Origin of the sequence: Arthrobacter alpinus, assembly GCF_001294625.1 — a bacterium.
GTDB lineage: Bacteria > Actinomycetota > Actinomycetes > Actinomycetales > Micrococcaceae > Specibacter > Specibacter alpinus_A.
In genome coordinates, this window is sequence record NZ_CP012677.1 from 117,033 (window position 1) to 130,841 (window position 13,809).

11 protein-coding genes are annotated in these 13,809 nt (G+C 57.0%); 3 read left to right on the top strand and 8 right to left on the bottom strand.

Going from position 1 to position 13,809, the window contains the following annotated elements; all coding sequences use genetic code 11:
* The first annotated feature begins 11 nt into the window (after positions 1-11).
* Together AOC05_RS00435 and AOC05_RS00440 are read left to right on the top strand one after the other, a co-directional pair.
* Positions 12-707 (top strand): TetR family transcriptional regulator, encoded by a 696-nt coding sequence (locus tag AOC05_RS00435; protein WP_186760274.1) that lies wholly within the window; start codon positions 12-14, stop codon positions 705-707.
* A 299-nt stretch (positions 708-1,006) separates the two neighbouring features.
* Positions 1,007-1,204 (top strand): hypothetical protein, encoded by a 198-nt coding sequence (locus AOC05_RS00440; protein ID WP_062004718.1) that lies wholly within the window; start codon positions 1,007-1,009, stop codon positions 1,202-1,204.
* Between the two features lie 1,052 nt (positions 1,205-2,256).
* Here the strand turns inward: AOC05_RS00440 and ppgK are convergent.
* The 5 genes from ppgK to AOC05_RS00465 form a co-directional block, all read right to left on the bottom strand.
* Positions 2,257-3,042, bottom strand: a complete 786-nt coding sequence (gene ppgK, locus AOC05_RS00445) for a polyphosphate--glucose phosphotransferase (RefSeq protein WP_062004720.1) — start codon at positions 3,040-3,042, stop codon at positions 2,257-2,259.
* A gap of 107 nt (positions 3,043-3,149) precedes the next feature.
* Complete coding sequence (locus AOC05_RS00450; protein WP_062004722.1) at positions 3,150-4,823, bottom strand: glycoside hydrolase family 13 protein; 1,674 nt, start codon at positions 4,821-4,823, stop codon at positions 3,150-3,152.
* A gap of 54 nt (positions 4,824-4,877) precedes the next feature.
* On the bottom strand, positions 4,878-5,792 hold the full coding sequence (locus tag AOC05_RS00455; protein WP_082357643.1) for a carbohydrate ABC transporter permease: 915 nt from the start codon (positions 5,790-5,792) through the stop codon (positions 4,878-4,880).
* Positions 5,792-6,754 (bottom strand): carbohydrate ABC transporter permease, encoded by a 963-nt coding sequence (locus AOC05_RS00460; protein ID WP_157374855.1) that lies wholly within the window; start codon positions 6,752-6,754, stop codon positions 5,792-5,794. The genes AOC05_RS00455 and AOC05_RS00460 overlap by 1 nt, the downstream gene beginning before the upstream one ends.
* 19 nt (positions 6,755-6,773) lie before the next feature.
* The gene (locus tag AOC05_RS00465; protein WP_231687153.1) at positions 6,774-8,045 is read right to left on the bottom strand and encodes an ABC transporter substrate-binding protein; all 1,272 of its coding nucleotides are present in this window, start codon (positions 8,043-8,045) and stop codon (positions 6,774-6,776) included.
* 190 nt (positions 8,046-8,235) lie between these two features.
* On the opposite strand from AOC05_RS00465, the gene AOC05_RS00470 reads away from it, so the two are divergent.
* Positions 8,236-9,435, top strand: coding sequence for an ROK family transcriptional regulator (locus tag AOC05_RS00470; protein ID WP_231687154.1), 1,200 nt, complete (start codon positions 8,236-8,238; stop codon positions 9,433-9,435).
* A 1,006-nt stretch (positions 9,436-10,441) separates the two neighbouring features.
* Here AOC05_RS00470 and AOC05_RS00475 read toward each other — a convergent pair.
* The 3 genes from AOC05_RS00475 to treZ form a co-directional block, all read right to left on the bottom strand.
* The gene (locus AOC05_RS00475; RefSeq protein ID WP_197277864.1) at positions 10,442-11,137 is read right to left on the bottom strand and encodes a hypothetical protein; all 696 of its coding nucleotides are present in this window, start codon (positions 11,135-11,137) and stop codon (positions 10,442-10,444) included.
* A gap of 374 nt (positions 11,138-11,511) precedes the next feature.
* On the bottom strand, positions 11,512-11,880 hold the full coding sequence (locus AOC05_RS00480; protein WP_062004727.1) for a VOC family protein: 369 nt from the start codon (positions 11,878-11,880) through the stop codon (positions 11,512-11,514).
* Between the two features lie 119 nt (positions 11,881-11,999).
* Entirely contained in the window at positions 12,000-13,787 is a 1,788-nt protein-coding gene (gene treZ / locus AOC05_RS00485) for a malto-oligosyltrehalose trehalohydrolase (RefSeq protein WP_062004729.1), read from the bottom strand.
* Between the last annotated feature and the right edge of the window lie 22 nt (positions 13,788-13,809).

The window sequence follows — 13,809 nt, forward strand, 5'->3', positions numbered from 1 at the left end:
TGCTCCCATCTATGGAAAATGATCTTATGAACATTACTCAAGAATTTGGTGAGGATGTCCCAACCGATAGACTCTCATCGATGCCGAATGTCCAGTCTGAGAAGCCAAGACGCAAGTCTCCCTCGCGCGTAACATCTGTCAATACGCGCGACGCGATCGTAGCGGCTGCAGTGAGCGCATTCTACGATAATGGATATCATGGCACTGCGATACGTGAGATCGCGTCGCGTGCGGACCTCTCGTTGTCGGCTCTGTACCACTACTTCGCGTCAAAGCAGGAACTGCTGGCAGGCATTATTGACGGTTTCATGGTCGAATCCGTTCGGGTGATCGACGCGGCGGTACAGTCCGCTGGTGCAGATCCTGGGGCTCGACTCCGTGCCGCGGCTCGCACCCAAGTCCACCGAAACGCCACTAACATTGCGCTGAGCTTCATCACCAACAGTGAGATCCGGAGTCTCGAAGGCGCAAATCAACTACGCCACATCGGTCATAGGGATCAGATTCAGGCACTTTTTGACGATGCGGTCATGGACGGAAGGAAGCAAAGGCTGTTCGATGTCACATACCCGAAGGAAGCCAGCCGTGCGATCGTCACAATGTGCACCGCCGTCGCAACATGGTACCGGCCCACCGGGCCGCTCACTCCTGACGAAGTTGCCGACCGCTACGGTGAGTACGCACTGAATCTGGTGAACGCAAGCTAGCTCACATCGGGTCACTAATTGCGCAGCTCGAAGCCGAACGACGCCCATGTGTATTCGCAGAGCAGAACCCAAAACTATGCCATTTTCGCTCTTGGATATTGGTTGGCCCGGGGCCGGCTGGCAGATTGGTGCCACGCTTGGCTGGGTGCGACTCGCTCATTTTAAGGCCCACTCCGCTGGCTTGATAGAAGGTTGTCCGGCCCGGCCATAAGTTTGGGCAGTGACCCACTAGCGAACTGCCTCGGCGTGACTCTCCTCGGATTGGCACTATAGAAGCCGGTCCGAAGGAAGAGCTTTAGATGACCATCGTGACCATCGTGACCAGCCAGGACACCCATGTAATAAACGTGGACACCCATGCCAACCCGGGCACCGCCGCCATGCTTGCCTTGGCGACCGGTCCAGTCGTTGACATCGCCACTTTTACGGCAAGGCTGCCGAGCATCGCCCGGCCCACCGGCTGGATAGGCAGGCGGTACTCAGCCGGACAGGTCTAGGTCATCGTGGAGGGCACTAATGCCTGCGGCGCCTGCCTGACACGGGCGCTCCGTGGGGCCGGGTCCAGTGTTTGTGACGTGCACCCACAAAGGATCTCGTAGCGGGGTGGGGTACAAAATTCAATTGATGCGGTGACAGCAGCACAGTCTATCCTTGGCATAGAGGTCGATTCCTTGCTCGGGCCCAGTGCAGATTGTGGCCGGAGCTTTTAGCAGATCCGCTTGGAAATGCGCGCAAGATAATGGATCGTCAAGGGTCAGCTGAGTGCTCGGGAGTAACCGCGATTACCCGGACTACCGTACTAGAAGTCGATGCCGGGAATCATTCAGGCGTCTCTTTCCAGCAGACTCTTTTTGTGCCCCGATTGTTCCGCCTAACGACAGCGACACGCCCTTAGCCAGCATGAGGCGTGTCGGGTGGCCTGAACTTACGTCAGATCAGCAATATCGGATGTTCGGATGTAATTCCTAGTACGCTGACTCAGATGATTTTAGGGTGAAATAGCATATTGAAGAATGCCGGGCTCGAAGTCGCGCGCAAGCCGGTGCGGAGTTCCCACCACGTCATACAAAACTCATACTTTTGAAGACCCAACGACCATAATTTAGTATCTTGCATCGTTGCAATGACGCCATGCGGGAACAGGCCAAAAGGGCCTATAGGCAACTCAAAATGGCCGCTTGTTGGTGAAGCGGGGTTCGTAGGCGTTGATAACTGACGAAGGGTTTTGAGCTCTTGACATGCTCTGACCTGCAGCAATAGATTCCACTGCTAATTCTGCGAAACTCTTTGGCTAGCCGTCTCGTCGAGCAGTTTCGGTTGGAATTCCACAGATGTTCAGCGGTTGGATTGGTTGCTGTCATCACGTTTTTCGCTTGTTCACCAATTTATGAGAGCTTGGCAGGAGCTGAGTTGCGTTCATTCATCAGGGTGTACCTCGGGGCAGGGGAGTGGCTGGTGGTTGTCTTGTCAATGGTTCCATTGATGGGACCGACTAAAATTGTCATTAGCACTGTGAGTCGATGGTTCACATATTTGATGCGAATCGTGTCTAGGGCAGGTCCGTTCGGCCAGCGCTCTGTGCTGCTCCAATGACGCCGGCAGAATTGTGCAATTGAGCTGGTCTAATAGGTGTGGCCAGACGTATCTGCGGGAGAAATTCTTCATGCCGGACTGAGATTCCGCCGCCTATGATGATCAGGTCGGGGGAGAATAAGAACTCTACATGCGATAGGTATTGCTGGAGGCGCGAGGAGTAGTCAATCCAGCTCAGTCCTTCATTTTCGCGCGCGACTGCTGAGGTTGTGGTTTCGGCCTTGAGTCCGCCAATTTCTAGGTGGCCCAGTTCAAGGTTGGGTACAAGGTTCCCGTTGATCATCAGGGCCGAACCGATTCCTGTGCCGAGGGTGAGGACTAGTACCGCTCCTTTGTGCCCTTTTCCTGCGCCGTGGCTTGTTTCAGCCTGGCCGGCAGCATCAGCGTCGTTAACGACATGGACCGTTCGTTGGAGTGCTTCTTCGAGGAGCATTTCAACTTTCTGACCGATCCATTCGTCGCTGATGTTGGCTGCTGAAAAGGCTGTTCCCTGTCGGATGATGGCAGGGAATGCGACTCCCACGGCAGCGAATTGCGATGGAGTGGTTTCCCAGGATTGAACATCAGCGACTATTGCGCGCACAGCTTTAGCAATGGCTGCGGGGTTGGCCGGCTGGGGTGTATGTTGCTGGGCGATAGGGCTGACGAGGGTTCCGGTCGTCGTGTTCACCACCCCGTATTTGATGGCGGTGCCGCCAACGTCGATGCCGATGCGCAGGGAGTCGTGGGTAGTTTTCTCCAAGGAGGGTCCATTCGTTGTTGCAGTGCTGGGTTGGATGTGCAACGGACACTGCCGCCCGCCCCAGATTCTGTGCGGGCGGCAGTGTCCGGCTTATTGGTTCGCAGGTTCTAAACGAGCCAAGCGGTGGCGTCGGCGGGCAGCTTGCCATCTTCCAAAGGAACGCTGCTCAGCGCTACTGTTCCTTCGGGGAGCTCGATGGCGGTCGTGCCGAAGTTGGTGATGACGTTCCAGCGGTTGGGACGGGCGAAGTGCAGCACGTCAGGGTTGCTGTTGGTGATCCAGGCAAGCTCCTCGGAAGTTTGCAACGATCTGCGCAGGTCCAAGGCCTTGCGGTACATGTTCAGCGTTGAGCCTTCCAATGCGTTTTGGACCGAAACTGCGTGCTGGGCAAACCACGCAGGCTGTGGGAGGTGTGCTTTGGCGCTGCTGAACCCAAACGAAGTCTCTGAGCTGGTCCAGGGCAGCGGTACCCGGCAGCCGTCACGACCCTTCTCAATGCCTTTGTTGCGGAAGAACGCGGGATCTTGGCGATCGGCGTCGGGGATGTCAGCCACCTCATGCAGGCCCAGTTCCTCGCCCTGATACAGATAAGCCGAACCTGGTAGTGCCAGCATAAAGAGGGTCGCTGCTTTAGCGCGGCGCAGACCGAGCTCGCGGTTCAGCTCAGTCGGGGCTCCGCCTGCCAGGATCCAGTCCTTGCCGTCTTGGGTCTTTGCTGGATCTGCCAGCTTCGGCAGCCCGTAGCGGGTGGCGTGGCGCACCACGTCGTGGTTGGAGAAGACCCAGGTGGAGGAAGCGCCGGTGGCGACAGACTCCGCCAGATTCTTCGTGACGATCGAGGCGTAGGAATCTGCCTCAAAATCCGCCATGAGGAGATCAAAGTTGAACGCCTGGCCCAAACCTTCGGTGGAGGCGTAACGGGCACGGCGGGACTGGTCCACCCAGGCTTCGGCAACTGCTGTGCGCGGAGGGTTGTACTCGTTGAACAGGGCCCGCCACTCGGCATAAATTTCGTGAACCTCGTCCCTGTCCCACAAGGGGTTTGTGCCGTTGTTCAGTTTCTCCAGTTGGAGAATCTGTGCTTGGGACGGCAGTGGTTCGGTCAGGTCCTTCATCAAGGCGTGCGCCACATCGATGCGGAAGCCGTCAACGCCCCGGTCCGACCAGAAGCGCAGTGTTTTCAGGAAATCGTCGCGGATCTCCCTATTGGCCCAGTTGAAGTCGGGTTGTTCGGAGGCGAAGAGGTGAAGGTACCACTGGCCGTCGGGAACCTGGGTCCAGGCCGGTCCGCCAAAGACGGAGACCCAGTCCGACGGTGGCAGCTCGCCGTTGGTGCCTTGTCCGTCACGGAAGATGTAACGGGCGCGGGCCGCGGAGCCCTTCTCCGCTGCGAGGGCTTCCTGGAACCATGCGTGCTGGTTCGAGGAGTGGTTGGGGACGATATCCACGATGAGCTTGATGCCGGCTGCGTGCAGGGTCTCTGTCATCTCATCAAAGTCAACCAGAGTGCCCAAACGGGGGTCAACGTTGCGGTAATCGGCTACATCGTATCCGCCGTCGGCGAGCTCGGAGGGGTAGAAGGGGCTGAGCCAGACTGCGTCCACACCTAGTTCTTTCAGGTAGGGAACCTTGGCTGTGATGCCCTTGATGTCGCCGAGTCCGTCAGCATCCGCATCGTAGAAGCTGCGAGGGTAGATCTGGTAAACAGCGGCTTGGCGCCACCAATGCGGATCAACGACAAGCAGATCCGGCGAGGGGGCGGAAAGCGTAGAAGCAGACATGGAATGTTCCTTTTTCAGTAGTGCGTTTTTTGTGGGTCGTTGAGGTGCAGGGTGCTATTTGACAGCGCCGCGCATGACGCCGGACATGATCCAGCGCTGTGCGAAAAGGTAGACGAGCAGCGTTGGTGCCAAAGCCATGAGGTAGGAAGCGAAGGCAAGGGAATAGTTGGTGTTGAACTGGCCTTGGAACAACTGCTGGACCACTGGCAGGGTTTGCAATGCGGGGTCGGCTATGAGCATCTGGGGGAGCAGGAAGTCGTTCCAGGAGCCCAGGAAGGCGAAGATGCCCACGGTGGCGCTCATGGGGGCGAGCAGCGGGAAAATGACTTTACGGAACGTCTGCCAAGTGCTCGCGCCATCGAGCCTTGCCGCTTCTTCCAGCTCGATCGGGATGGACTTCAGGAAGGCGATGAAGAGTAGTGAGTTGAAGGAGATGCCACCCACGATGTGGATGAACGCCACGCCCAGCGGGTTGTCGATGCCGAACATGGCCGTCTGCTTGATCAAGGGAAGGATCACTACCGGGAAGGGCACAAACATGGCCGAGAGCAGGTAGATGTAGGAGAGTCGGAAGAATTTCCGGTCCCAATTGCGCACAATGGCGTAGGCCACCATGGAGCTGGCGCCCAGGGCGCCCAGCACCGAAATGACGGTGATGAAGGCCGTGGACATGAAGGCGGCAGGGTAATTTGTCATCTCAAAGGCTTGTCCGAAGTTTCCCCACTGGGGATCCGTGGGCCAGGCGAAGCCGGTTCCGGAGGCTGCTTGTTCGGGGGATTTCAGGGCCATGCTGATGGTGAAGTACAGCGGCACCAGGATGGTCAGGGATGCCACGAGCATCAGCGCTGTCATCCACCAGTTGATCTTGTAGCCCTCACGGTTCATCCGGCGAATCTTGGTGGGTCGGGGTACATCCAGTTGTGCCGGGCCGTGGAGTTCTGGCTGCAGTTCCGTCAATGGTGTTGTCATTACAGTGAAACCTCCCGACGGCGCAGAATTTGCAGCTGCAGCAGTGAAATGATGAGCGTGATGATGAAGAAGATGATGGCGTTGGCCATTTGGTAGGAGTAGTCGCCGCCAGCAAAGCCGGAGAAGATGCGCATGGCAACTGATTGGGTGGCCGTTCCGGGACCGCCGCCGGTCAAGGCGACAATGATCTCGTAGGTGCCCAAGTAGCCCTTGAATCCAAGGATGATGTTGATGACGACGTATCCAGCGATCAGGGGAAGAGAGATGCTGCGCACTTGGCGCCATGCTCCTGCCCCGTCCAGGGAGGCTGCCTCAAAGAGGTCCGGTGAGATGCTTTGCAGGCCTGCTAGGTAGATGATGGTGGCTCCGGGGGCGGCTTGCCAGACGGTAACGAAAACGATCGCCGCCCAAGCCCAGTGCTCATTGGCCAGGATGCTCGTGGCCAGCGGGGCGATTCCCAAACTGTCAGCGATGGTCGGCACGGTGTTGGAAAACAGGTAGTTGAAGACATAGGCAATGATCAGTCCCGAGAGCACCATGGGGATGAAGTAGATGCCGCGGATCCCGGTCTTCCATTTGATTCGGGAGTTCAGGCCGAGAGCCAACAGCAGGGCCACTACGTTCACGGTAATGGTTGCCACGATGGCGAAGAAGAAGGTGAACGCGTACGAGGCAAGTATTTCCGGGTCGGTAAAGATGTTCTGGAAGTTCCGCAGGCCCACCATTTTCCAGTCGCCGTAGCCGGCGTAGTTGGTGAAGCTGAAGAAGCCACCAATGACGGCCGGGACGGTGCTGAACAATGCGAACAGCAGCAGGACCGGGATGATCATCCAGTAGTAGGTCGGATCGACCTTGCGGCTGGGGCGCAGCTGCTGCGCAACTGCGAGAGTGGAGGCTTTCCTGTTCTTCTTTTTATCGGTGCTGGGCATCTCTGGCGCGCTGACGTCGGCTGGGACGGTCATGATTCTCTCCTTCAAGGGACTAGGCGTTGCGGGTGGCAACGCGGTGCCAGGCGTCGTCGAGGGTGGTCAGGAATGCTTTGTCGTTTCTATTCAGGGCCAAGGTTTGGAAGTAGTTGTTCAACGTGATGGCTGGTGGAAAGTAGTTGGTCACATTGAGGTAGTACTTGCCGGAAGTGATCAGCGGCTGAAGTCCGGAAATCTGCGGGTTGGCGTTCACTGTGGCTTCCTTCAGGGGCGAGAAAGCGGAGAACTTGGTGTTGTAGGCATTGACCACAGCTGGGTCCATGAGGTAACTGACGAAGCGTTTGGCCGCTTCGAGCCTTGGTGTGGAGCGGACGATGGAAAAGGTCATGTCCAAGGTGACTTGAGCCTTTGTTTCAGTCGGATCCTCACTCATGGGCAGGGCAAAAGTACCCACTTTGAGATCAGGATTGATGGTGGTCAATTCCGACAGTGCCCATGGACCCTGCATGTACATGGCTGCGCCGCCCTTGGCGAAGGCTGCATTGCCATCGGTATAGGATCGGCTGCCAGCATCCTTTTGCATGAAGCCTAAGATTTTCAGGAACTTATCTGTGGCGATTTTGAAATCGCTGCTGAAGGAGACAGTCGGATCGCTTTTCAAGTCCTCGGCTGTTAGTGGCATGCGTGAGAAGAAATCAGCAAGGTCTACTGTGCCCCCAGATGCATAGCCATAGGGTTGGCCCAGCGTCCACGAGTCTTTGAATGTGCCGTAGATGGGCGTCAGACCGGCAGCTTGGAAGGTAGTGCAGGCTCCCAAAAACTCACTCCACGTGGTGGGCACGTCGACACCGTGCTGGTCAAACAGTGCCTTGTTGTAGATGACGCCAGCTGCTGCCAGTGAGAAGGGCAGCGCACTCAATTCCGAGTCTTGGTATTGCCCGAAGGATTTGATGAGTTCAAGAGACTTAGGATCTGCCATGGCTGCTGCCGGAAGGTCTGAGAGGTCGGCGAAAATGCCTTTCTTGGTGAAGTCGGCGACTGTCACCGAGTAGGCGTTAGTCACCACATCGGCTGGGTTGTCGCGGATCAATCCTGGAACCCAATTGCCGGCATTAAAGTCCTGAACGACACGGATATCCGGATTCTTTGACTCGAAGTCCTTGATGAGAGCGTTGAAGTACTCCACGACTTCGGGCTTGTTTTGCTGCAAACGAATGGTGGTGATGGTATCCGCAGAGGTGCCAGAGCAAGCAGGCAGGGCGAGACCTACTGCAGCGACGGCTGCCATGGACAGCAACTTTCGACGGGTCAGGCCGGAGGGGCTCACAGTACGGTTCCCGCGGAGGATGGGGAAACAGCCTTCATTAAAAACTCCCTTGTTCTTTCGGGCGGGGGTGGATCGCACACGCTGCGCTGATGACAATCCGTCATAAGATTTAGGGTCTATATTTAGACTCAAAATTTAATCGCTGTTAGTATTATTCACAACACACGCCTAGACGTCAAGGGGATTTTATTTGGAACTCACTGCAAATGCCCCTCAGCAGCTGCGTCACACCAACATGGGTGCCGTATTGGCTGTCATGCGGCGCTCTGGCCCGGTCACCGGCACCGACCTCATCGAGGCAACCGGCCTGGCACGCGCAACGGTTATTGCCGTGTGTGACGATCTGATCCAAGCCGGCTGGGTGCGCGAGTTGGCGCCGCAGAAAATGACAGTGCAGAAGGGCCGTCCAGCAAGAGTGTTCGAATTTGATGCGCGAGTCGGAGTCGTTGTTGGCCTAGATTTTGGGTCTGAAAAGACCACTGCACTTGTTGCCGATCTCCGGGGAAATATATTGGCGAAGGCCACCGAGAGCCTGGGTGGATTCACGGCCCCGGATGCCGAGCGCCTAGCCACCATCGACAAGGCGCTCCGGAAGGCATTGGCTGACGCCGACGCACGGCACGCGGACGTCTTGGTTGCTGGTGTGGGCATCGCGGCACCGGTGGACCGCAGCGGCAATATTTCCCACAGCCAACCTTTTTGGGAGAGCTTGGACATCGGCATCCAAGAGAACCTGCGTGACCGTTTCGGCTGGCCGGTGCTTTTGGCAAATGACGCTAACCTTGCGGCCATGGCTGAACATTGGATGGGTGTCGGCCGTGGTGTCAACGACCTGGCCGTCATGTTGGCAGGGGAGCGCATTGGCTTTGGATTCATGGATTCCGGACAGCTATTACATGGCGCCTCCGGGCGCAGTGGTGAAGTCGGGCTCCTCGACCTGGTCGATGGTGTCGGGACACCAGACGGCATTGCAGCTTTGGCTCGTGACATGGCTGTTGCTGCTTGCAAAAAGGACTCTCCTGCGACAGTTCTGGCAACGCTGGCCGATAACAGCGAAGTGGGCATCACCGCCGAGGCCGTCTTTGCCGCGGCAGCCCAAGGTGACCTTGTCTCTCAGCAGATACTTGATGCCATAGGTAGGCGCATGGGCCGCGTCGTCGCCGTAATGGCAACGTTCATGGATCCGGAACTGGTGGTTATTGGTGGGGCAGTGTCAGCAGCTTCGAGCATTTTGTTGACACCACTCCGATCGGAACTGGCTCGCTATATGCCCAACCCGCCGAGGGTCGAGGTGTCCACGCTGGGGGACGCAATCGTCACACTCGGAGCCGTCAGGTTAGCTTTGGACTACGTGGAAAAGCACGCTTTGAACCTGCGCTTGGACGTGTAACCCCGAATGTACGCGCTATTTGGCCATCCCCGGTAACGGTTTTCTTGACGAGAAATTCGTTGGCTGTGGTGCGGTGGATTGCGTCGCGTTCGGCACTACTCATCCAGAACCCGAGTTTGACACTGACCCATCGTCTGTCGACCGAAGTAGTGGCGACACCGCCAACCGCTCGAATCTAGAATTCGATGCCACGTCGTAGATGATCAGCCAATTAGTCAGTCCCATCAAAGGAACCTTTGATAGGATGACGGGCTCTCACCGCTTTGCACTGCAAGTATGCGTTTCTGGACGTTGCCGCTTTACTGGTGGCGTCACCGTATGTGTACTCAACCGATCCTATCGGGACAGCAACACGCCCAGGATGAGCGTGGGGTGTGCCAATTGGGGAATGCCGGTGTTGGGTCTTGAGGATTGGTTCGGCGAACACAACAACTTGCAGACTTGCTCGGGTGAATCAAGAGTAAAATGAAATGCACACCGTTGGTGTCCTGTTGGCGATGCTCGAGGGCGCGCAGCAGCCAGGCAGGTAGTTCCCACCACGTCATACAAAACTCATACTTTTGAAGACGCAACAGCGACTATTTAGTATCTTGCATTGTTGCAATCAAAGTATGCAGGAACAGGCCAAAACGGCTTATCGGCAACCTCGAATGGACCCCTGTTTCGCAAGCGGGGTTCATAAACGTTGATAACTGACGATTGGTTTTCATCGCTCTATATGCTCTGACCTGCGGTGATAACTATCGTTGCTAGTTCCATGTGGTTGTATTTCTGGCCGTCCAGCGCCGGCTGTTTCGGTTCGAATTCGAGTGTCTCCTGGTCTTAGGGCGACCACCAGACATTGACCGTCGATGGCTACTCAAACACCAGTACTCGCCTCACGGTCTCATTCGGAGACGATGTCTAAAGCATCCCGGACCATACGAATCGGTGAATTGCTTGACAAGCCCCTACGCCAGCTTCTGACAGCCCTTGACACACATCGCTGCCGCAGTGGGCGGAGTTGTCAGACGTCTGCAGTAGCTCCACAAAACCCAAACTCGGTACGAGCCCTAAAAATGGCAAGTCGCCGACGATTCGAGTTGGAGACGTCGTCAATATCGATTGGATATGAATCGAACTCATCCGTGAGGTGGGCCGCCATTCGCTCTCGTACCTCGATGGAAATCGCGGTTCTCCATTCTTCCGTGTCAAAGCCGAGGTTTTGTCTATTGGTTTCGAATCCGGTCCAATTCTCGACATTTACCATCGCGATGGCGACCAACTCAAATGCGGCGACATCTCCGTCGACGATTCGATCGAGCAGCCCGGTGAGTGCCCCCGGACCCTTGGTTCTGGCGACCAGCGAAAGTCTGAACCTTAGTGATCCAAGTGGCTCGAGTGCAGATCGACCTTCGCCCGCAAGCGCGTCCACGAAATGACCAGTGAAGTCGGCCAGAATTGCTTTGGTATTCTCATCGCGGATGCTTCCCCACGATGCTCCCACCTGACGCAGGATGTCGAAGCAAAGATCTTCACTGAAGCGCTCAAGGAGTCCATCGCGAGTGAACTCGCCGGCACCATAGCCACGTAGAACCTCGTCGGACAACCAGTCAAGAATAATGTCGACCGTTGACTCCCGATCGTTTCGGCTGGACTCGACGCGTTTGTACTCGACGAGGAGGAACATGACGAGTTTTTCTACTGCGTCATTCCCACCCAAGAGTGTCCTACGGTGTTCGTGGAGCTTGTTGAAAGCGAGTCGTGCTATTGAGGGGTGGGCGGTTGTAATTGTCTCCAAGACGGCCGTCTCCGCCATGTCGTCAGGCTCTCTGCTCAGCAACGAAGAGATTGCTCGAGCCACCATCACGTCTGAGACGTCGTTTTCCGGAACGCCCAGGCTGTAGTAGCGCTCGGTGTAGAGCCAGTTGGAGAACGCTTGTGGGTGAAGTACATCGCGACGCGGAGCCTGAATTTCCGGGAAGAGAAAGCAGACGCTGTCCCATGCGCCTGTGATGTCAGTTGGGTCTGCCCAAGTTTCAGATGGCCCACTGGATCCGGCGGGGTCCGTAAAAACTGCTGGATAGCACCTTGTTGTTAACGGGAGATCTGTTGAAGAGCCCAGGAATTCCCGTCGGGATCGCTGAAGTAGGCGTAACGGACGCCCCCGCCCATATCGCTGACCTCGGACACCTCTACCCCGGTGCCAAGAAGTGTCCGGCGGATGGTGTCAAGATCATCCACCACTAAATGCAAGCCATGGACTGGTGCTGCTGTGGGATCGCTGATACCCACGCCAACAACAATGGAGCACGCTGATCCGGGGGGTGTCAGCTGGACCACGCGCATGCCGTTGCCGGGCTCAATGTCATGATCTAGTTTGAAACCCACTTGATCAATGTAGAACGCTTTGCTGCGGTCAACATCCGTTGAAGGCAGCGGAACCAATTCCAAACGCATGTCCATGGGAACTCCTTACTAACGGCAAAATTTGAGAAATGTCTACAGGGCTTGATTGCCTCACTGCCATGGTAATCACTAGAGGCAAGTAGACGCTGCCAGTACACTTTCTTCGAGGGGATGACTTAGTGATCCGCCACGATGGCCGCGCTGTAACCCGGCAATGTCAACGCGGGCTCGGAACCAGCACCAGCTAGCTGGGTCCCGCCGTCAGTGGCTAACAGTAGATGCTGTCCATGGACAGGCACGTCCACCATTGTGGTGGAAAAATTCAGGCCCACACTGATCCCGCCCCTGCGCAATACCAGCCACTTCGCGTCCTCGTCAAAGCGGACCGAGGTGGCAGCAAAGTCCGGCTGGCTGAGTTCGGGGGTGGAACTCCGCAAAGAGATCAGCCTCTTGTACAAGTCTAAAAGCCGCGCATGATCGCCGTGGGAGACTTCTGACCATTTGAGCTTGGATCGGGTGAACGTCTCAGGGTCCTGCGGGTTGGGGACCACCGTTGGGTCCCATCCCATAGCCGCGAACTCTTCCAAACGACCCTTCGCAGTGGCTTCAGCCAGCGCCGGCTCGGGATGGGAGGTAAAGAATTGCCACGGCGTGCTGGCCCCAAATTCCTCCCCCATGAACAGCATGGGTGTGAAGGGCGAAGCCAGTGTTGCCACAGCGGCGAGCGCTAGCTGCCCGTACTCCAGAGTCTGTGACAAACGATCACCGGCTGCACGGTTGCCGATCTGATCATGATTCTGATTGCAGACCACCAAGGCGGAGGGATGCACCACCTTTTTGTCGATCTCCCGGCCGTGATGGCGGCCCCGGAAACTGGAGTAGCTCCCGTTGTGAAAGAAGCCCTCCTGTAATACCTTGGCAAGCGCTCCCACTGAATCAAAATCGGCGTAGTAACCCGCTGTCTCGCCGCTGACATTGACATGTACGGCATGATGGAAGTCATCACTCCATTGCGCTCGCAGCCCGTTGCCATTTTCCGATCGCGGATACAGCAGCCTTGGATCGTTGAGATCTGATTCTGCGATCATGGACACAGCCCGGCCGGTCTCGGCAGAGATGGCCTGGGACATTTCTCCCAGCTCTTCAAGAAGGGGCCGTGCCCGCTCATCCTGCAACGCGTGGACGGCGTCCAGCCGCAGGCCATCCACATGGAAGTCCCGCAGCCACATAGCAGCGTTTTGAAGAATGTAGCTCCGGACAGTGTCCGATCCCGGTCCGTCCAAATTCACGCAATCGCCCCAAGAGTTGCCGGCACCCTCTTTGAGGTAGGGGCCAAAACGGGGAAGGTAGTTCCCGCTGGGACCTAAATGGTTGTACACCACGTCTTGGATGACGCCGATCCCTGCCCTGTGTGCCGCATCGACAAAGCGCTGGTAGGCGGCCGGGCCGCCATAGCCCTCATGGACCGCATACCAGAGCACGCCGTCGTATCCCCAGTTGTGTGTGCCGTTAAAGTCATTGACTGGGAGCATTTCAATGAAGTCAATGCCGAGCTCTGTCAGGTAATCCAGCTTCTGCGCTGCCGCATCCAACGTGCCCGCATCGGTGAACGTGCCAAGGTGCAGTTCATAAATCACCGCACCGGTCAGCTCCCGGCCGTGCCAGTGACCGTCCTTCCACGGGTGCGCGGTGGGATCGAAAGTGCGCGAGAGCGAATGGACACCGTTGGGCTGCCGGCGGGACCGCGGATCCGGCAGGGGAGTGCTGTCCCCGTCCAACAGGTAGCCGTAGTCCACCTCGGCGCCCGTGGGGGCACCGTGACAGGTCCACCAGCCCTCATCCCCGGCTGGCTCGTCGCTGCACCGGGTCATGACATGTTCGTTCCCGTCAGCGCGCAGAATCACAGTATCTGCGGCCGGAGCCCACACATCGAAGCGTCCGCGCTCTGTTCCCTGGTGGTTCAAGGCACTCTCCTTTTCACTCTTG